The organism is Variovorax sp. OAS795 (assembly GCF_040546685.1).
In the GTDB taxonomy this organism is placed as follows: domain Bacteria; phylum Pseudomonadota; class Gammaproteobacteria; order Burkholderiales; family Burkholderiaceae_C; genus Variovorax.
In genome coordinates this window covers 2,587,475-2,606,442 of the sequence record NZ_JBEPOH010000001.1, presented here as the reverse complement: position 1 = coordinate 2,606,442, position 18,968 = coordinate 2,587,475, and the positions used below count along the sequence as shown (strand labels likewise).

Sequence of the window (18,968 nt, the reverse complement as noted above, 5' to 3'; positions counted from 1 at the left end):
TCCAGCATTCACCACCACGTAAAAAAAGGAACGCACCATGTCCGCCAACAGCAAGAATCTCTCTACCGCCCCGACCCGCCGCAGCCTGCTGGTCGGCGGCGCTTCCGTTGCCGCCGGGGCCCTCGTGGGCACCGGCTTCTCCCAAGCGGCATCCGCCGCTTCCACCACTGCGCCGAAAGCCGGCGCACTTCATGCATCTTCAAAAGGAAAGCAGCTCATGAGCAACACCATCGTCACCAAGGACGGCACGCAGCTCTACTACAAGGACTGGGGTTCGGGCCAGCCCGTCGTGTTCAGCCACGGCTGGCCGCTCAATTCCGACAGCTGGGAATCGCAGATGCTGTTCCTCGCCTCGCAGGGCTATCGCGCCGTGGCGCACGACCGCCGCGGCCATGGCCGCTCGAGCCAGCCCTGGAACGGCAACGACATGGACACCTACGCCGACGACCTCGCCACGGTCATCGAGACGCTGGACCTGAAGAACGCCATCCTGGTCGGCTTCTCGACCGGCGGCGGCGAGGTGGCGCGCTATATCGGCCGCCACGGCACCAAGCGCGTGGCCAAGGCCGCGCTGATCTCGGCCGTGCCGCCGCAGATGCTGAAGACCGTGGCCAACCCGGGCGGCCTGCCGATGGAGGTGTTCGACGGCCTGCGCGCGGCGCAGCTCGCCAACCGCTCGCAGTTCTACAAGGACGTGCCCACGGGTCCGTTCTTCGGCTTCAACCGGCCGGGCGCGAAGGTCTCGCAGGGCCTCATCGACGCGTGGTGGGCGCAGGGCATGATGGCCGGCCACAAGAACACCTACGACTCGATCAAGGCGTTCTCGGAGACCGACTTCACCGAAGACCTGAAGAAGTTCGACGTGCCGACGCTGATCGTCCACGGCGACGACGACCAGATCGTGCCGATCGCCGCCGCGGGCCTGGCATCGGCCAAGCTGGTGAAGAACAACAAGCTCATCGTCTACCCGGGCGCGCCGCACGGCCTGACGGACACGCACAAGGACAAGTTCAACGCGGATTTGCTGGCGTTCATCAAGTCCTGAGTCGGCCGAGCCCTCCCCTTGTTTCTCCCTCTCCCTCTAGGGGGCTTCTTGCCCCCTCTCCCCCTGGGAGAGGGTTGGGGTGAGGGCATCGGCTTCCACGAAACGGCCGCGCCTCTTCAGAGGCACATGCCCTCACCCCCGCCCTCTCCCAGAGGGAGAGGAAGTCAAACCCTCAAGATTCTTCTTCGTACCACCGGTCCTTCGAAAGCATCACCCGGTGGTGCCCGCACCCTGCCGGCATCATCGGAAAGCAGTTCTCTTGCGCAGCAACCTGCACGTCGAGGAAGAACGGCCCTTCGCTGCCTACGCATTCGGCAAGCGCCGCCTCGAGTTCCGCCGGATCCGACACGCGCCGCGCGCCCCAGCCGAAAGCCTTGGCGAGCGCGACGAAATCGGGCAGCGCCTCGTTCCAGCTGTGGCTCAGGCGGTTGCCGTGGTTGAGCTCCTGCCACTGCCGCACCATGCCCATGTAGCCGTTGTTGCACAGCACCAGCTTCACCGGCGCGCGGTGCTGCACGGCGGTTGAAAGCTCCTGGATGTTCATGAGCACCGAGGCGTCGCCGCTCACGCACACCGTGAGCGCGCCGGGGTGCGCGACCTGCGCGCCGATGGCGGCCGGCAAGCCGTAGCCCATGGTGCCGGCGCCGCCCGACGTGAGCCAGCGCCTCGGACGCTCGAAGCGCAGGTATTGCGCGGCCCACATCTGGTGCTGGCCCACGTCGGTCGACACGATGGCGTCGCGCCCGGCGATGGCGCGCTGCAGCGACGCCATCAGCTGCTGCGGCAGGATGGCATCGGCGCGCGGCGTGAAGCCGAGGCAATCTTCCGCGCGCCAGCGTTCGATGCGCTGCCACCAGGGCGCCAGGCGCTCGGGCGCAAAGCCGTCCGCGGGCAGCATTGCAAGAAGGGCCTCGACCACGGCGCCGCAATCGCCCACCATCGGCACGTCGACCTTCACCACCTTGTTGATGCTGCCCGGATCGATGTCTATGTGGATCTTGCGCGCGTGTGGGCAGAACTCGTCGAGCTTGCCGGTCACGCGATCGTCGAAGCGTGCGCCGACGCACACCACGAGGTCGGCCTCGTGCATGGCCAGGTTGGCTTCGAGCATGCCGTGCATGCCCAGCATGCCGATGAACTTCGGGTCCGACGCGGGAAAGGCGCCAAGCCCCATGAGCGTGAGCGTGCACGGCGCGTGCAGACGGTGCACCAGCTGCGCGAAGGCCTCGCATGCGGCGGGGCCCGAGTTGACCAGCCCGCCGCCGCCATAGAGTACCGGCCTGCGCGCCGCGCCGATCAGGTCGGCCGCCCGCTGCAGCATGGCCTTGGGCGGCAGCGCCACCCTGCCCGCGCGCAGCGCACGCAGCGGGCGAGGTTCGGCACCGTGGTCCAGCTGCATGAGCTGCACGTCCTTGGGCACGTCGAGCAACACCGGCCCGGGCCGGCCCGAGGCGGCAATCTGCAGCGCATGCCGCACCAGCTGCGGCACGTCGCCGGCCGCGCGCACCTGCTGGTTCCACTTGGTCACCGGGCGCGACATGCCGAGCGCATCGCTTTCCTGAAAGGCCTGGGTGCCGATCACGCCCGTCGCCACCTGTCCGCTGATGCACAGGAGCGGCACCGAGTCGCTGATCGCATCGAGCAGGCCGCTGATCGTGTTGGCCACGCCGGGCCCCGAGGTGACCAGCACCACGCCCACGCGCCCCGTGGTGCGCGCATAGCCTTCGGCCGCATGCACGGCGGCCTGCTCGTGCCGCACCAGCACGTGGCGCAGCCGCGGCTCGCCATGCAGCGCGTCATATAGCGGCAGCGCGGCGCCGCCCGGATAGCCGAAAAGCGTGTCGACCCCGCATTCGACCAGCGTGTCGAGCAGGGCCTCGGCCCCGTTGCGCACGCGGGCCGCGGGGTGGGCGGGGAAGGAAGTGGAAACCGGGGGAAGGTCGAGCAGTCGCATGCCGTCGATTCTTCCGGTTCTGATGCAGAATTTGCTTCCTTTTTTTGTCCTCTTTCGGCCGATCAATGAAAAATCTTCGGAAAACACCCTCCAACGGAGAAGGATCTTTCGACAAGATCGACATGGCGATCCTTCGGGTGCTGCTGCTCGACTCGCGCAAGACCCTGCAGGAGATCGGCCACGAGGTCGGCCTGTCACCCACCAGTTGCTGGACGCGCATCAAGAAGCTCGAAGCCCAGGGCGTGATCAAGCGCTACACCATCGACGTCGATCCGGCCAAGCTCGGCTATCACGACTCGGTGATCGTCCAGGTCACGCTAGAAAGCCACACCGATGAAACGCTCTACGACTTCGGACGCGTGCTGGCGACCATTCCGGAGATCCAGGAGGCGTATCTCGTGTCGGGCGACTACGACTACTACATCCGCATTGCGGTGCGCGACACGCGCGACTACGAGCGGCTGCTGCGCGAGAAGCTCTACAAGATTCCGGGCATCCGCCACAGCAAGTCGCACTTCGTGCTGCGGGTGCTGAAGGAAACCAGCGTGCCCGTCATCTGAGCGGCCGGGTCAGCGCACGAGCCAGCCGTTGATCTCCTCGATGACCTCGGTCTTGGCGCCACCCGCCAGCGCCTGCAGGCGCACGCGCGACATCAGGTAGATGAAGCGCGCCTGCGCCAGGTCGCGCTGCGCCGAGACTTTCTGCTGCTCCGCGTTCAGCACGTCGGGCAAGGTGCGGCTGCCGGCCTCGAACGACCGGCTGTTCGAGATGACGACCTGCTCGGCGGAACGCACCGCCTGTTCGAGCGCCCTGACCTTCAGCACGCCCTCCGTCACGCCGCGGAACTCGCGGTGCAGCCGCACGCTCAGGTCGCGGCGCATGGCCTCGAGGGCTTCCTCCGCACGCAGCTGGTTCGCGAGCGCCTGCCGCACCGTCGAACTCACATGGCCGCCCGAATAGAGGGGAATGCTGAGCTGCACGCCGATGGAGCGGTTGGTGTAGCGGGTCTTGATGCTGGTGATGGTGTCGCTGTCGCTGCGCGACCACTGGGCGACGGCGTCGAGGGTCGGATAGTGGCCGGCCTGGGCCTTCTCCACCTCGTTCCTGGCGGCTTCCACTTGCGCGACGAGCGACTGGAGTTCGGGGCTGCCGGTTTCAGCCTGCGCGACCCAGGCTTCGAGCTGGGCGGGCACCGGCGGGATCAGCCGCATCCTCGACGAATCGAGCGGCGCCAGCCGGTCGATCGGGCGATTGACCAGGCTCTGGATCTGCCGGCGCGTGAAGTCCAGGTTCTGGCGCGCCTCGAGTTCCTGCGCCACGTTGAGGTCCAGCGCCGCACGCGCTTCGTCGATGTCGGTGCGCGTGCCCAGGCCTGCGCCGAAGCGCTTCTCGGCGGCATCGAACTGGGTCGTGTAGGCGGTCTTCTGCGCCAGCACCAGCGCAAGATGTTCCTCGGCCAGGAGCGCCTCGAAATAGGCGCCGCTCACGCGGACGCCGACGTTCTGGGTCTCGCGTTCCAGCGTGGCCTCGGCATCGTCGACCTGCGCCCGCGCCTGGCGGTAGTCGGCCATCAGTTGCATGCGAAAGAGGGGTTGGCGCAAAGTGAGCACCTCGCTGCTGCTGGTGTAGCGCAGGTTGGCGGTGAGGAGTTGCCCCGCGCCATCCGGCGATGTTCGCTCCAGGGAGTTTCGAAAGCGCGAGACGCTCGCCGACACGCTGGGAAGCAGCTGCGCCCTGGCCTGCGGCAAGCGCTCGCGCCGCGCATCGGTGGCCGCCCGCACGGCGCGGATGGTGGAGTCCTGCACCAGCGCTTCCCCATAGGCTTCGGACAGATCGAGCGACCAGGCCTGCCCGCAGAGCAGGCCGGCAGCAGCGAAGACAAGCAGCTTTTTTTGCTTCACCTTCATTCTTCCGTCATCGAGGCTGCGATGCGCTTGGTGAGCGGATGCAAAAGGTAGACGAGCAGCGAGCGCTCTCCGGTCTTGAAGACCACCTCCACCGGCATGCCCGGCTGCAGCGAACGCTTGCCGAGCTTCTGCAGGCCCTCCGGCGTCACGGCCACGCGCGCCAGGTAGTAGCTCGCGTTGGTCTGCGGGTCGACCAGCAGGTCGCCGGAGACCGAAGCCAGCTTGCCCTGCACCACCAGCTGCGGAGAATGGGCGAAGGTCGAGAAGCGCACATCCACCGGAATGCCGGCACGCACGCGGTCGATCAGGTGCGGGGGCACCCGGGTCTCGAGCAGCAAGGGCTCGTTGGCGGGCACCACGTCCATCAGTTTCTGCCCCGGCGCAACCACGCCGCCCACGGTTTGCGCCACCAGCCCCACCACCTGGCCCGAAGCGGGCGAGCGGATCTCGGTGCGGCCCAGTTCGTCGCGCAGGGCGACGAACTTCTCGTAGTCGCCGAGCACTTCGCGGCTGACTTCGGCCTGCTGCGTTTCCACTTCCTTGTGGTATTCCTGCTGCCTGGCAATGGCACGCTGGCGAAGCTCCGCGATGGAACGCCGCGCACGGCCCATGTTGCCGATGAGTTCGGCAATGGAGGTGTTCGATTCGGCGACCTGGCGCTCCATTTCCAGCTGGCGGTTGCGCGGCGCAAAGCCCTCGCCGACCATCTTGCGCGTCTGGCCCAGTTCTTCGTGCAGAAGCGAAAGCTGCTGTCGCCGGCTGACCAGCATGCTCGAATACGCCTGGGACAACTCCTGCTGGCCCTGGATGTTCTCCTCGATCGATTGCAGGTCGGCGCGCAAGGCCGCGCGGCGCGACCTGAGCAGTTGCTCCTGGTTGAACATGTGCTGGCGGATCAGCGGGTCCGAGGCCGCCGCCTGCAAGTCCGGATGAAAGTCGATGCTGTTCTGGCCCCCCTGTTCGGCCAGCAGGCGGCCCTGTATGGCGCGAAATCCCAGGTAGCGCTGCCGCACGGTCTCGAAGCTCGCCCTGGATGCGGCGTCGTCCAGCTTGAACAGCAATTGGCCTTCCTGCACCTGGTCGCCCTCGCCCACCCGCACCTCCTTGAGGATGCCGCCGATCTGGTGCTGCACCGCCTTGCGCTTGGTGTCGATGGCCACCTGCCCCTGGCTCGGCACGCCCTCGTCCAGCGGGGCGAATGCAGCCCACACGAGGAACCCGCCGAAGCCGATCGCCAGGGCCCATGCGCCGATGCGCCCGGCGCGCCCGAAGTCGCCCCCCGAACCATCCGCATCGTCCCGCAATGGCTCGACGTCATCGATCGGCAAGGGGGTGGCAGTGACATCCCTGAGTAGATTCGGTTTGGCCATTTGAAGCTCCGGGCCTTGGATGGGTCACAAGGCGGCGTCGGGGTCATGCGGACTGCGCCAGCGCCGCCGTTCGCACGGCGGGCTGCGCGCGGCGAAGAAACGCGAGCGTGACGTCGCGCGGCCCGTCCGCCGCCAGGGCGCCATCGTTCAGGACCATGAGGCGGTCGGCCACGGCCACCGCAGCCTGGCGATGCGTCACCAGGAACACCGTTTTTCCCTTGGCCTTGAGTTCGCGCAGGGCCCGCACGAGCGCGGCCTCCCCGGCGTCGTCCAGGTTGGCGTTCGGCTCGTCCAGCACGATGAGCGAAGGATCGCCATAGATCGCGCGCGCCAGCCCGATGCGCTGCCGCTGGCCGCCGGAAAGCAGGCCGCCCGCATCGCCGATGGGCGTGTCATAGCCCTTCGGAAAGCGCAGGATCGCGTCGTGCATGCCGGCACTGCGTGCAGCCTCGATGACCTTGCGCGAATCGACCTCGCCGAGCCGCGCGATGTTCTCGGCGATGGTGCCGCCGAACAACTCCACGTCCTGCGGCAGGTAGCCCAGGTGCGGCCCCAGCGCCTGCCGGTCCCAGGCACCGATCGGTGCGCCGTCGAGCTGCACCGCGCCCGCCGATGCGCTCCAGATGCCGACCATGACCTTCGCCAGCGTCGACTTGCCCGACCCCGATGGCCCGAGCACGGCAACCACGGTTCCCGCCGGCACCGAGAACGAAATATTCTTCAGGATCGGCGTTGCGCGCCCGGGGACACCGACACAGACGCCATGCAAGCCGATGGCGCCCGTGGGCGCGGCCCGCGAAGGAACATGCCCCGGCGCGGGAAATTCGGCCAGCAGTTTCTCCAGCCGATGGAAGGCACTGCGGCACGAGACGAAGCTGCGCCAGGTGCCGACCAGCTGGTCGATGGGCGCCAGCGCGCGGCCCATCAGCACGTTGGCGGCAATCATCGCGCCCGGCGACAGCTGGCCATCGATCACCAGCAGCGCGCCCGCGGCCAGGGCCAGCGACTGCTGGCTGTAGCGGATGAACTTGCTCCACGCCGCCACGCGGCCGATGACGTCCTGCGCGCGAGAGCCCTCGGCCATGCAAGCCGCATGCTGGCGGTTCCAGCGCCGCTGCAGGTTGGCGATCATGCCCATCGATTCGAGCACCTCGATGTTGCGCAACTTGCCCTGCAGGTCGCTCATCGCGTCGCCCGCGGCCTTCTGGACCTCTTGTGCCGGTGCGACAGTCCGCCGCTGGCCGAACCACGCCAGCGCACCCTGGACCAGCGCAAACGCCAGCGACACGACGCCGAGCCAGGGATGGAGAAAGAAGATCACCGCGATGTAGATCGGCGCCCAGGGCGCATCGAAGAGCGCGAAGACACCGGGGCCGGTGAAGAACTGGCGGATGTGGTTGAGGTCTGAAAAAGGCCTGGACTTCGCGCTCGCCGGCTGGCCGAGATAGGCCTGGAAGCTCCCGTTGAACACCCGGGTGCTCAGCTGCCGGTCGAAGCGCAGGCTGGCCCGCACCAGGAGGCGCGAACGCAGCCATTCCGACAAGGCCAGCGCCACGAACAGCAGCAGCGTGATCGCCGAGACCGCGAGCAGGGTCATCTCGCTCTGGCTGGACAGCACGCGGTCGAAGATCTGCAGCATGTAGACCGTCGGCACGAGCATCAGCAGGTTGGCCAGGCAGCTCAGCGCGCCGACCAACAGGAACTCCCTGCGGAAACCCCAGAGGGCACGCGTCAGTTCGCTGCGGTTGAAGAACGAGGCTTGCTTCATGGCCGTCAACTCGCCGCTGGCGCAACGCCCACCGCATTGCCGGCCTCGCCCTGGCGCGAGACGGACTGGTTGGCGGCCTTGCGCATCCGGTCCACCGCCTGCTGGCCGGCCTGCCGCAGCGCGGCCAGCACCTCGTCGCGCGCGCCGAAGCCCTGCATCGCGCCATCGCACAGCACCAGCATCTTGTCGGCCACCGCCAGCACGCTGGTGCGGTGCGTCATCACGACGAAGGTGGTGCCGCGCGCCTTCAGCGCCAGGATGGCAGCTGCCAGCGCCGCGTCGCCAGCGTCGTCGAGGCTCGAGTTCGGCTCGTCGAGCACCACCAGCGCAGGCTGGCCGTAGAGCGCGCGCGCCAGTGCCACCCGTTGCCGCTGCCCGCCCGACAGCACCGCGCCTTCAGGGCCGATGGGCGTGTCGTAGCCCAGCGGAAGGCTCATGATCCAGCCATGCAGGTCCACGGCCATGGCGGCCGCCCTGACCTTCCCGGGCCGCACCTCGGCAAAGCGCGCGATGTTCTCGGCCAGCGTGCCCTCCAGCAATTCGACCTCCTGCGGCAGATAGCCGATGTGCGGGCCGAGCTCCGTCTTGTCCCATGCGAACACGTCCGCGCCGTCCAGCCGCACCTTGCCGCTGGCCGCCGGCCACAGGCCCACCAAGAGGCGTGCCAGGGTCGTCTTCCCCGCGGCCGAAGGACCCACCACGGCAAGCACCTCGCCCGGCGCCAGGGCGAAGCCCACGTTCCGCAGGATGGCCGAGCCGCCGCCCGGGGCCCCGGCCACCACGCTCTCGACCTGCAGCGCGCCCTTGGGCGGCGGCAAGGGCATCGTGTCCGGCCGCGGCGCGATGGCAGCCAGCAGGCTGTCCAGGCGCTGCCATGCATCGGAGGCATTGACCACCATGCGCCACTGCGCCACCAGCAGCACCAGTGGCGCCAACGCACGCCCGCCCAGGATCGAGCCGACCACCATCATTCCCGCATCGCCGTTCAGCTGGTTCCTCAGCAGCAGCCAGGCCCCCAGGCCGAGCAGCAGGGAGCCGGTGGTGACCTGCAGGAACTTGCTCAGCGCCTGGTAGCTTCCGGCGCTGTCCGAGGCCACGGCCTCGCGCTGCAGGAATTCGCGCCGCCTCGCCATCCAGCGGCGATGCACGTCGCGCAGCATGCCCATCGACTCGATGACCTGCGAGTTGCGCAGTGCGGCGTCGGCATATTGCTGCGCTTCGATCGCGCACCGGTTGGCCGACACCAGCGGCGGCCGCGTGTTCCGGTCGTTGAGCCAGCCGACGAACACCTGCAGCAGCGAGCCCACCACGGCCGACCACCCCAGCACCGGGCTGATGGCGAACATGAGCCCCATGCAGACCAGCGCCACCGGCGCCTCCATCAGCGCCAGCAGCGGCGGCGAATACAGGAACTCGCGCAGGGTGCGAAGGTCGTTGAGCGGCTGCGCGGTTCCGCCCGGCAGGCGCTTCAGGCCCGCTTCGAAAATGGCTGCGAACACGCGGTTGCGCAGCTTCTGGTCCAGCTTCCGCCCGGCGCGGTACATCACCTCGGTGCGCGCCCACTCGAGCACTTCCATGAGGCAGAAGGCGGCCAGCACCAGCAAGGTCAGCATGGCCAGCGTGAGCGCGCTGCGGCTGTTCACCACGCGCCCATACACCTCGAGCATGTAGCCGCTCGGCGCCAGCAGCAGCAGCGCGGAGCACGCGCTGAACCACGCCGCGCGCACGAAGTAGCCCCTGAGCGCCGTCACCGCCTGCCGCAATTCGCCGGGCTTTTCCTGCGGTTTCATGCCACCTCTCGGATTGGACAATCGTTACGCCTGGGCGCAGGCCGGGTCGCAAGGCGCCGCACTGCCGCGGCCCCTTGCCCGAGGGCTCGCTACGCGATCGCCTCCGTTTGCTGGGTGGTGCCGATCAGGTTCGCCACGCCGTCGATCTCCAGGTGCACGTCGAAATCGAAGCCCGCGAAGTCCGCATCGCCGTCGACCAGCTGGCCTGTGAAGTTCAGGTCCACGTCCGAGTTGATGGTGGACGACGTGATCACCTCGATCTTGATGATCTTGAACACGTCGTTGTCCGCCGTATCGGCGTAGTTCATGCCGGCCGCCGTCAGGTTCACCGCGCCATGGGTGCTCAGGCTCACGCCCGTGCCGGTGACGTCCTCGGTGCTGCTCATGACCTGCACGCCCGAGATCTTGAAGTTGGCGCTGTCGTAGTCGTCCAGGCCGATGCTCACGATCTTCTGGCCCCCGGTGCCCGCCTGGTAGTCCGTCGCCGCGTTGGCCACCAGGAGCCGGGTGGTCGTGATGCTGCTGTCGGTCTTGTTGACCAGCTTCAGCAGGACCGCCACGTCTTCTCCGTCGGTGATCTGGTCGATGGTGATGTTGATCGCGTCGGCGTAGGCCCGGTCCGTGCCGACGATGGTGGCGTCGGGCCGCGGCGGCGGGCTCACCACCGTGGGGTTGCTCACCGGATTCGACCGGTAGTAGTCGAAGTTCAGCAGCTCGCCGGCCTGCACGGTGTCGGAGTTCACGCCCAGGGTGTTGGTCGCGACATTGACGAAACCAGCGCTGATGCTGTTGAAGGTCTCGCCCGCCGTGAACACATGATCGCCGCCCGAGACCAGGTCGCTGGTGTCGCTCGGCGGCGTCGCCGCCCTGGCGGACAGCACGCCGAAGAAATCGCTGCTGTACTGCTGCACCACGATCTCGGGCGAGTTGTTGCCTTCGGTGTCGTAGTTGAAGGAGGCCTGCGGTGCACCCGTGGAGAAGGTCGTCTGTCCGCCGAAGACCTGGTCCAGGTCGAAGCTGTAGGTACCGTCGGCCTTGTTGAAGATGACCGTGCCGGTCGCCGCCTGCGTGGTCGTCGACGTGGGCCCGGCGTAGTAGTTGAAGCTGAAGTGGTAGGTGACCGTGGTGTCGGTTTCGGCAAAGTGCGAAACGGCTGCACCGGTAATGGGCCGGCCGCCGGCGGTCGTTCCGGTGAGGCCGGTCAGCACGATGCCGTCGGTCGAGGCGTTGTCCACGTCGTCGGCGCCCACGGCGAAGTTGTAGGTGCCGGCAATGGGCTGGGCGTCGTTCGCTCCGTTGAGGTCGGAGATGGCGGTCACTGTCGGGCCGTTGTCGTCGAACTTGATGTTGGCGCCGATGTTGAGCACCTTCGAATCGCTTGCCGTGTCGCCGTCGCCGTCGGTCAGCGTCACGGTGTTGGTGAGGGTGATCAAGGTATCGGCCAGCGTGGCCTGCTGCGCCGCGTAGTTGGACCCGACCCCCGGCAGCGCGTGATCGATTTCCGCGAACTGCCGCAAGGTCACCGAACCGCCCGCGCTCACCGCCACGTCGAAGATGGTGTTGCCCGCGTTGATGTCGCCGACGGCTGCTGCCGTCGAGCCGATGACGCTTCCGGCCACCAGATACAGCTTGATCGCGGCGCCATCGCTCGTGAGCCCGGATGCGCCGCCCGCCGTGGCCACGCCCAGCGCGAAGACCGAGGCGGTGGAGCCTGCGCCGTCGGCGCCATAGCTGCTGGCGGTCACGCCGAAAGCGGTCGAGAAATCCTGCACGGCGGAGTCGGTGTTGGCGCCGATGGTCTGTGCGTCCTGGACGTTGAGCACGGCCGTGTCGGTGGGCGCAGCGAGCGTGACCGACGGTCCGTGGTCGTCGAACTTGATGTTGGCGCCGATGTTCAGCACCTTCGAATCGTTCGCGGTGTCGCCGTCCGCATCGGTGAGCGTCACCGAACCGCTGAGCGTGACGAGGTCGTCGGCCATCGTGGCCTGCTGGGCCGCGTAGTTCGAGGAAGACCCCGGAAGCGCATGGTCGATCTCGGCAAACTGCTGCAGCGTCACGGAACCGCCCGTGCTCACGGCCAGGTCGAAGATGGTGTTGCCCGCAAGAATGCCGCCTTCCGTGGCGGACGTCGAACCGATGACCTTGCCGCCCACCTGGTACAGGTAGATGGTCGCGCCATCGCTCTTGAGCCCCGAGTCGCCGCCTTGCGACTTCACGCCGAGCGCAAACGCGGTGCCAATCGAGCCTGCCCCGTCGGCGCCGTAGCTGCTCGAGGTCGTGCCGAAGGCGCCCGCGAAGCTGGTGGTGGCGGTATCGGTCAGCACGCCGATGGTGTCGGCGTCCTGCGTGTTGACCACCGCGGTGTCGGTGGGTGTGGCCAGCACGATGGAGGGCCCGTCGTCCTCGAACCTCATCATCGAGCCGACTTCCGCCGTCGCGGCCGACACCTGCAGCAGCCGGAAACCGCCGATGTCGAAGTCGGCATGCGTGTTGCCCGAGGCATTGAGGGCCGCGCCGTTCTCGACCAGCACGCGGTTGTGGTCCGCCGACGTGGTGTATTCGATCGAGTAGCCGGCCTTCACGCCGGTGATCGTCGCGACGCCGCCACTGATGCTGATGGCGATGGCCGAACTCAGCGCGGCCTCGGTGCCGTTGGAGTAGGTTTCATAGACTGCGCCCGTGACGGAGTCGAGCACGCGCACGCTGGTGATCGAGATCATCTGGTCGTTCGCATAGCCGTCGATGAAGCTGTTGCCCGACTCGACCGCCGTGCTGTACGCCGTGACCTTGACCTGCGCGCTCTTGCCGCTTTGCAGCTGCACCACGTCGAAGTCGGCCGTCCGCGATCCGAACATGCCGGTGAAGTCGATGTTCGACTCCAGGTCGGCCTCGTTCTGGTCCAAGTTCGGAATGGTGACGTCGGCCCTGGCGCCAGTCACGAAGGTGAAGCGGATGCCCTCCTGCTCCGTGATCATCTGGCTGTTGGTGCCGAACGTGGTCGGGCCGCCCGCCTTGCTGGAGTTGATCGTGTCGCCGGTCGAGATGTTGATGTCGTCGGCGGTGCTGGCCGAATTGGCGCCCGACTGGTTGGCCGGGTCCTTGCCGGTCGCGATGATCGTCACGTCCGAGATGCGGCCGTTGACGATGGTCGGGTTGGCCTTGGTGAACATCAGGAACAGGTTCTGGCCCGAGGGTGCGTCCGCGAGGTTGAACTCCGCGTCCTGGCTGACGCCGACGAACACCTTGTCGAGCAGGGTGACCGCATCGTCGGCGTTGGCCGTGTCGCCGTGTGCGATCGCCTCGTACTGAACCATCCAGATCTTGGCGCCCGTCACGGGCGTGCCCGTTTCTTCCAGGTAGGCCGCGAACACGATCACGTTGCCGGCGGTCTTGCCGTAGACGACGTTGTTGTTGGTCGCATCGGTGAACAGGAAAATGCTTTCGCCATCGGCGGTATCGAGGCCGCTGTCGAAGTTATCGAGCGGAGCGCCGGACAAGCCCACGAAAGAGAGGTCGGTCACGGTGCCGGTGGCGCTGAACGTGAACGCGTTGGTGCCCGTGTTGCTCCCGTTGTAGCCGCTCACGGCGGCCTTGGTCGGGGCTCCCGCCCCCAGCGCAGTCAGCCGGGTGGTGAACGCGGCGGGCAACGAACTCGTGGCGATGTCGTTGTCGTTGGCGTCACCCGCGGGTACCGGCGTGGCGACAGGGTTCTGCAAACCGGCGGTTTCGTCCAGGGTCACTGTCGAGCCGGGTGTGAAAGTCGCGGGCATAGACGCTCCTTGTTGGTTGAAGACACGGCCGATGGAGAACGGCGCAACTCCGAACGAGGTGCGTGGGCTGGCGATGGGACCAGGTTCACGAATCAGCAAAGGGGAGAAGATGCTGAACTTCGAGCCCGCGCACTGTCCATAGGTCGAAAGTTGTCACCCAAAGGATGACGCGCCGGGCAGCGGTGGGGCCGCCAAGCCGGCACACATCTCGATACCTTGCAGGGGCCGGGAAACGGTCCGCGCAACTATGTAACCCTTTATCATTAATTCGAGGGCGCACCCGACAAGCACCCCGGGGGAAATAAATGCAACAAGTCCCACGCTCTTTGGCGGGGCTCGAAACCCTGCGCAGCGCAGATTCGCAGCCGATGCCGCCAGACTTTCGCGCCGCGCCGCCATTGGCGCCTTGCACCTTCGAAAGCTGTGTTCCAGTGCTGATCGCCACGTGCCGGGGCCGCACATCGACGCTCTTGCATTCGGGCCTGCTGGCCTCGGCGCAAGCGAGCGGCCGCATGTACCGGGTCGAGCGCGCGGAGCTGAGCGGCATCGCCGACCTGGCGGCCTGCTGCCGAAAGCGCACCCCTCGCCTCCTGCTGGTCGACATCGCCCTGCTCTCGCAGGAAGGCATGGACCAAGTGGACGAACTGCACCGCAGCAACCACCCCACCGACTGGCTCCTTGGCTGGGAGCAGCCCTCGGCGCAAGGGCTGGATGCGGCGATCCGGATCCAGGCGCGCGGCTGCGTCGAGTGGCGGGCAAGCGCAGCACAGTTCGCACAATCACTGGATGCCGTCTTTGCGGGCACGCTGGGCTTTCCGGGTCCGGTGCTGCAGGCGCTCTACCTGTCCGTGCTGCGATGGGCGGCCATCGGAGGGCACGCGGCATCGGGTGCCGCATTGACTGCCGTGCGGCTCACCGAACGGGAGGACGAAGTGCTTTCGCTGATGCAACGCGACATGTCCAACAAGCAGATCGCCGAGCGGCTCGGCATCAGCGTCAACACGGTCAAGAAGCACCTGGCCCATGTGTTCGCGAAGCAGGGGCAGCACAGCCGGCGCTGGCACCTCGCGCGGCCCGGGGTTGCAGGGCCCGGCGCGCAAAGGCCGATGCCGCTTCTGGCGCCGGCGTCCGCGCCCAGCGCCATCGATAAATTCGGGCTGGTCGCCCTGCCCGCCTACTCGGCCTCGATGCCCGCTGCCTTCACGATCCGGCCCCACTTCTGCGATTCGGCTGTCTGGAACCTGGCAAGCTCTTCGGGCGAGGTGGTGAACACTTCGGTGCCGGTGGGTTCATAGAAGGCCGCCTTCGCGGATTCGCTCTTGGCGGCCTTCACCAGCAGCTCGTTGAGGCGCTTGACCACGGCCGGGGGCGTCTTGGCGGGCGCATAGGCCGCAAACCAGTAGCCCATTTCATATCCCTTCACGCCGGCTTCCGAGATGGTGGGCACGTCCGGCGCGAGCGGCGAACGCGCCGCGCTCGACACGCCCAGCGCGCGCAGCTTGCCGCCCTTGATTTGCGGCAGGCCCGTGGCCGCGTCGGTGATCATCATGTGGATCTGCCCGCCCAAGAGGTCGGTCACGGCCAGCGTGTTGCTCTTGTAGGGCACGTGCAGCAGCTTGATGTCGGCCATCTGCTGCAGCAGCTCGCCCGCCATGCGGCTGGACGAACTGCCGCTGCCGAAGCTGTACTTGCCCGGCTCCTTCTTCGCGAGCGCGACGAACTCGGCCACGCTCTTTGCGGGGAACGAGGGGTTCACCACCATGATCTGCCCGCCCTTGCCGAGCGCCGCGATGGGCGCGAAATCCTTCACCGGGTCATAGGGCAGCTTCTTGAACAGGTGCTCGTTGGCGGCGTGCGTGGTGTTGGTGGTGATGAGCACCGTGTAGCCGTCCGGTGCGGCCTTGGCGGCCTGCTGCGAGGCGATGAAGCCGCTCGCGCCGGCCTTGTTGTCGATCACGACCGGCTGCTTCGTTTCTGCCGTGATGCTGTTGCCCAGCGCGCGTGCGATCTGGTCGGTGGCGGTGCCGGCCGCAAAGGGCACGATGAAGGTGATGGGCTTTTCCGGAAAGCCTTGCTGGGCATGTCCGAGCAGCGGCGCCAGGGCCAGCGCGGCGGCCGAAAGGGTCAGGGTACGTCGTTTCATTGTTTTGTCTCCGGATGGATGGATAGGGAAAATGGAGAGGCGACGGCTACGGCCCCGCCAGAAGATGCGCCAGCGATCGCGGCACGCGCACCGGCATGTCGAGCAGCAGGAACGACAGCGCCTTGCCATGCGCATCGAGGTTCAGCGCATCGTTGACACCGCCGTCGAGCACCGCGTCGAGCACGAAGTTCATCGCATGCAGCCGGGGCAGCAGGAAGCGCTGCACCCGCGCGGGCACACGGTGCCGAAACCGGGCCGAAACGCTTTCGGGCGTGAGCTGTTCGGCCAGCAACGCGTAGAGCTCCGGGTGCCAGGCGATCACGCTGATGTTGGAGCGGTCGCCCTTGTCGCCCGTGCGGCCATGGGCGGCGCGGTACAGGGGCACTTCGATGGAGTCCGATGCGGAATTCAGGTTCATGTTCATGCCAGGGCCTTTGCGCCGAGCAGTTCGAAGCGCACCGGCACCGCCTCGCGCGGCAGCAGGCACGACAGCGTGTTGAGCCGCGGCGTGAGCGCGGTGCGCACCCCGCCGCCGCCCGCGGGCCCGCAGGTGTAGAGCGCCATCACTTCGCGCCCGAGGCGCTCGGCCGCGGCCCGGTCGGCATGCGTGGCCGCGACGCGCAGGCGGACGTCGCGAAGGCCCGTGTCGGGCGTGTCCGCGAGCGTGCGGCCGGCATCGTCGCCCAGGATGCTCAGCGCGCCGATCAGGTCCACGCGCAGCGCCAGGCCATCGAGCCGCTTGCGCAGCACCTCCGCCGCGAGCCGCGCACGGGCCTCGGCACGCGGGCCGGCGTACGAAATCTCGCCCTCCGCAAGCCAGCCGCCCTCATGGCAGACGTTCACCTTGTAGTGGCTCGGCCGCGCATGCCCGCGCACGCCGGACAGCGCCACGCGATCCGCCGCACCCGCCTGCTGCTTCACCTCGGCCTCGCCGATGTCGGCCACGACGTCGGGCGTCAGGTAGGCGCCCGGGTCGTGCACTTCGTACAGCAGTTGCTCCTTCACGGTGGCTTCGCTCACGAGGCCGCCGGTGCCCTCGGCCTTGCCGATCGTGCAGTTTCCGTCGGCATCGATCTCGGCGATGGGGAAGCCCACGGCTTCGAGCCCCGGCACGTCCTTGTAGCCGGGATCGGCGAAGTAGCCGCCGCAGACCTGCGCGCCGCATTCGAGCAGGTGGCCCGCCATGGTGGCGCGTCCGAGGCGCAGCCAGTCGTCGGCGCGCCAGCCGAAGTGCGACATGGCGGGACCGACCGTGAGCGACGGGTCGGCCACGCGGCCGCACACGACGATCTGCGCGCCCGCGTCGAGCGCGGCGGCGATCGGCTCGGCGCCGATGTAGGCATTGGCGCTGACGATGCGCAGCCCCTCCAACTGCGCGCCCAGCGTTTCGTGCAGCAGCGCCAGGTGTTCGGGGCCCGAAAGATCGTCGCCCTCCACCACCGCGATGCGCGGCGCGCCGGCGCCGAGCGCGCGCGCCATGCGGGCGATGTGGCGTGCCGCGGCGCGCGGGTTGGCCGCGCCGAAATTGCTCACGATGCGGATGCCGTGCGCCAGGCAGCGCGCCAGCACGGGCCGGAGCATGGCGTCGAGCAGGGGCTCATAGCCCGCCTCCGGATTGTCGCGGCGGCGCAGCTGGGCCAGCGCGAGCGTGCGCTCGGCCAGCGTCTCGAAGATCAGGAAGGCGCGCTGTCCCTCGGGCCCGCGCGCGAGCCGCGCGACCAGCGTATCGACCACCGGGCCGGCGGCATCGGTGCGGTCGCCGGAAAAACCCGCGGCGCAGCCGATCAGCAGTGGAGGCGGTGCAATGGCATTCATCGGAGCCGACTTTAGGGAGCCTTCCATCATCCGTGAAATAGAAAATTCAGATCGATTGATCCAAATTGCGGATCAGATCACGCCGGGCGCGCCAATGCCGCTCCACGCACAGGCATGATGCGGCCTGACAGTCCGGCCGGAAAGCCCGAGGGCCTTCCTCACAATCCGTCCGCCGACCCCGAGGGAGCAACATCAATGAAAGCACCGCCACGCCTGCAGGCGCTGGTCGACGAAGGCCTGATCGACACCGTGGTCCGCCAGCTCATGAGCGGCAAGGAAGCCATGGTCTACGTGGTGCGCTGCGGCGACGAGACGCGCTGCGCCAAGGTCTACAAGGAAGCCGACAAGCGCAGCTTCCGCCAGGCGGTCGACTACACCGAGAACCGCCGCGTGCGCAACTCGCGCGAGACGCGCGCCATGGCCAAGGGCACGCGCTTCGGCCGCCAGGTGACCGAGGCCATCTGGCAGAGCGCCGAGGTCGATGCGCTCTACCGTCTCGCGGCCGCGGGCGTGCGCGTGCCGGTGCCCTACAACTTCCTGGAAGGCGTGCTGCTGATGGAGCTGGTGACCGACGCCAACGGCGATGCGGCCCCGCGACTGAACGACGTGGCCTTCACCGCCGAAGAGGCCGTTCAGCACCACGCCAGCCTGTTGAAGGAGGTGGTGCGCATGCTGTGCGCGGGCGTCGTGCACGGCGACCTCTCCGAGTTCAACGTGCTGCTCGCGGCCGACGGCCCGGTGGTGATCGACCTGCCGCAGGCCGTGGATGCGGCGGGCAACAACCACGCGCGGCGCATGCTGCTGCGCGACGTGGAGAACCTGCGCAACTTCTTCGGCCAGTTTGCGCCGGCGCTCTTGCGCACGCACTACGGCGACGAGATCTGGCACCTGTACGAGCGCGGCCTGCTGCGCGTCGAGTCGGTGCTGACCGGCACGCACGTGCGCGACACCGGGCCGGTCGACCTCGGCAATGTGCTGCGCGAAGTGGACGACGCGCGCGAGGAAGAAGCGGCGCGCCGCCTGCGCATGCAGCTGCCCAGGCTGTAGCGCCGGGCCTCAGGGCCGCTCGTTCTTCAACTCGCGCAATTGCTCCTCGGCGTGTTCGAGTTCTGCCCTGAGCAGCTGGATGTCGTGCTCCAGCTTGCCGATGCGCGCGGCACGGTTCATGGAAGGCTCGGATGCCTCGCAGCGCGTGCGCAGCGCGGCGAGGTTTTCGGCCAGTTGCCGCCGGCGCAGCATCTGGCCCCGGGAGCGCGCAAGGTCGATGTCCCGCTCCAGCGCGGCTTCTTCCGCCTGGCACGATGCGGCGCCCGGCGGCTCCGCCGAGGGGGCTTGCGCGAAGGCGGATGCGGCCACCGCCAGCAGCGCAGCAGCGAGGAGTCCGCGCTTCATGCGCGGCGCCTGCC

At 67.8% G+C, this 18,968-nt stretch carries 13 protein-coding genes and 1 pseudogene; 4 read left to right on the top strand and 10 right to left on the bottom strand.

The features are described 5' to 3' along the window. Window positions 1–37: 37 nt before the first annotated feature. A complete protein-coding gene (locus ABID97_RS12550; RefSeq protein WP_354398798.1) occupies window positions 38–1,045 on the top strand; it encodes an alpha/beta fold hydrolase in 1,008 nt (335 codons plus the stop codon). Window positions 1,046–1,217: 172 nt separating this feature from the next. On the opposite strand, the gene ilvB is transcribed toward ABID97_RS12550, so the two are convergent. Next, window positions 1,218–2,999: a biosynthetic-type acetolactate synthase large subunit gene (gene ilvB / locus ABID97_RS12545; protein WP_354398797.1), complete on the bottom strand. Its 1,782-nt coding sequence runs from the start codon at window positions 2,997–2,999 to the stop codon at window positions 1,218–1,220. Window positions 3,000–3,064: 65 nt separating this feature from the next. Between ilvB and ABID97_RS12540 the strand changes: the two genes are divergently transcribed. Continuing rightward, window positions 3,065–3,559 carry an Lrp/AsnC family transcriptional regulator gene (locus ABID97_RS12540; protein ID WP_354398796.1) on the top strand — a complete coding sequence of 165 codons (495 nt, stop codon included), beginning with the start codon at window positions 3,065–3,067 and terminating at the stop codon, window positions 3,557–3,559. A 9-nt stretch (window positions 3,560–3,568) separates the two neighbouring features. Here ABID97_RS12540 and ABID97_RS12535 read toward each other — a convergent pair whose 3' ends face one another. The 5 genes from ABID97_RS12535 to ABID97_RS12515 form a co-directional block, all read right to left on the bottom strand. Then, window positions 3,569–4,906, bottom strand: a complete 1,338-nt coding sequence (locus tag ABID97_RS12535; RefSeq protein WP_503012768.1) for a TolC family outer membrane protein — start codon at window positions 4,904–4,906, stop codon at window positions 3,569–3,571. Beyond that, the gene (locus ABID97_RS12530; protein ID WP_354398794.1) at window positions 4,903–6,276 is read right to left on the bottom strand and encodes an HlyD family type I secretion periplasmic adaptor subunit; all 1,374 of its coding nucleotides are present in this window, start codon (window positions 6,274–6,276) and stop codon (window positions 4,903–4,905) included. The genes ABID97_RS12535 and ABID97_RS12530 overlap by 4 nt, the downstream gene beginning before the upstream one ends. A gap of 43 nt (window positions 6,277–6,319) precedes the next feature. Continuing rightward, window positions 6,320–8,044 carry a type I secretion system permease/ATPase gene (locus tag ABID97_RS12525; protein WP_354398793.1) on the bottom strand — a complete coding sequence of 575 codons (1,725 nt, stop codon included), beginning with the start codon at window positions 8,042–8,044 and terminating at the stop codon, window positions 6,320–6,322. Window positions 8,045–8,049: 5 nt separating this feature from the next. Continuing rightward, window positions 8,050–9,834 (bottom strand): type I secretion system permease/ATPase, encoded by a 1,785-nt coding sequence (locus ABID97_RS12520; RefSeq protein ID WP_354398792.1) that lies wholly within the window; start codon window positions 9,832–9,834, stop codon window positions 8,050–8,052. 89 nt (window positions 9,835–9,923) lie between these two features. Next, on the bottom strand, window positions 9,924–13,604 hold the full coding sequence (locus ABID97_RS12515; RefSeq protein ID WP_354398791.1) for a DUF5801 repeats-in-toxin domain-containing protein: 3,681 nt from the start codon (window positions 13,602–13,604) through the stop codon (window positions 9,924–9,926). Between the two features lie 305 nt (window positions 13,605–13,909). Here ABID97_RS12515 and ABID97_RS12510 point away from each other — a divergent pair. Then, window positions 13,910–14,647: pseudogene (locus tag ABID97_RS12510) on the top strand (response regulator transcription factor); the annotation flags it as partial. A 131-nt stretch (window positions 14,648–14,778) separates the two neighbouring features. Here ABID97_RS12510 and ABID97_RS12505 read toward each other — a convergent pair. Genes ABID97_RS12505 through ABID97_RS12495 form a run of 3 tightly spaced genes read right to left on the bottom strand, consistent with a single transcriptional unit; the run spans window position 14,779 to window position 17,562 of the window. Further along, the gene (locus tag ABID97_RS12505; protein WP_354398790.1) at window positions 14,779–15,747 is read right to left on the bottom strand and encodes a Bug family tripartite tricarboxylate transporter substrate binding protein; all 969 of its coding nucleotides are present in this window, start codon (window positions 15,745–15,747) and stop codon (window positions 14,779–14,781) included. A gap of 46 nt (window positions 15,748–15,793) precedes the next feature. Next, window positions 15,794–16,165, bottom strand: coding sequence for an AtuA-related protein (locus tag ABID97_RS12500; protein ID WP_503012767.1), 372 nt, complete (start codon window positions 16,163–16,165; stop codon window positions 15,794–15,796). Window positions 16,166–16,167: 2 nt separating this feature from the next. Beyond that, window positions 16,168–17,562 (bottom strand): acyclic terpene utilization AtuA family protein, encoded by a 1,395-nt coding sequence (locus ABID97_RS12495; RefSeq protein WP_354398788.1) that lies wholly within the window; start codon window positions 17,560–17,562, stop codon window positions 16,168–16,170. A gap of 195 nt (window positions 17,563–17,757) precedes the next feature. On the opposite strand from ABID97_RS12495, the gene ABID97_RS12490 reads away from it, so the two are divergent. Further along, window positions 17,758–18,609, top strand: a complete 852-nt coding sequence (locus tag ABID97_RS12490) for a PA4780 family RIO1-like protein kinase (RefSeq protein ID WP_354398787.1) — start codon at window positions 17,758–17,760, stop codon at window positions 18,607–18,609. Between the two features lie 9 nt (window positions 18,610–18,618). Here ABID97_RS12490 and ABID97_RS12485 read toward each other — a convergent pair whose 3' ends face one another. Continuing rightward, window positions 18,619–18,954, bottom strand: coding sequence for a DUF1090 family protein (locus ABID97_RS12485; RefSeq protein WP_354398786.1), 336 nt, complete (start codon window positions 18,952–18,954; stop codon window positions 18,619–18,621). Window positions 18,955–18,968 lie beyond the last annotated feature (14 nt).

Coding starts and splice junctions, on each gene's coding strand:
- ABID97_RS12550 (WP_354398798.1), top strand. CDS start 38: ATGTCCGCCAACAGCAAGAATCTCTCTACCGCCCCGACCCGCCGCAGC.
- ABID97_RS12525 (WP_354398793.1), bottom strand. CDS start 8,044: ATGAAGCAAGCCTCGTTCTTCAACCGCAGCGAACTGACGCGTGCCCTC.
- ABID97_RS12535 (WP_503012768.1), bottom strand. CDS start 4,906: ATGAAGGTGAAGCAAAAAAAGCTGCTTGTCTTCGCTGCTGCCGGCCTG.
- ABID97_RS12540 (WP_354398796.1), top strand. CDS start 3,065: ATGAAAAATCTTCGGAAAACACCCTCCAACGGAGAAGGATCTTTCGAC.
- ABID97_RS12485 (WP_354398786.1), bottom strand. CDS start 18,954: ATGAAGCGCGGACTCCTCGCTGCTGCGCTGCTGGCGGTGGCCGCATCC.
- ilvB (WP_354398797.1), bottom strand. CDS start 2,999: ATGCGACTGCTCGACCTTCCCCCGGTTTCCACTTCCTTCCCCGCCCAC.
- ABID97_RS12495 (WP_354398788.1), bottom strand. CDS start 17,562: ATGAATGCCATTGCACCGCCTCCACTGCTGATCGGCTGCGCCGCGGGT.
- ABID97_RS12500 (WP_503012767.1), bottom strand. CDS start 16,165: ATGAACCTGAATTCCGCATCGGACTCCATCGAAGTGCCCCTGTACCGC.
- ABID97_RS12530 (WP_354398794.1), bottom strand. CDS start 6,276: ATGGCCAAACCGAATCTACTCAGGGATGTCACTGCCACCCCCTTGCCG.
- ABID97_RS12515 (WP_354398791.1), bottom strand. CDS start 13,604: ATGCCCGCGACTTTCACACCCGGCTCGACAGTGACCCTGGACGAAACC.
- ABID97_RS12520 (WP_354398792.1), bottom strand. CDS start 9,834: ATGAAACCGCAGGAAAAGCCCGGCGAATTGCGGCAGGCGGTGACGGCG.
- ABID97_RS12490 (WP_354398787.1), top strand. CDS start 17,758: ATGAAAGCACCGCCACGCCTGCAGGCGCTGGTCGACGAAGGCCTGATC.
- ABID97_RS12505 (WP_354398790.1), bottom strand. CDS start 15,747: ATGAAACGACGTACCCTGACCCTTTCGGCCGCCGCGCTGGCCCTGGCG.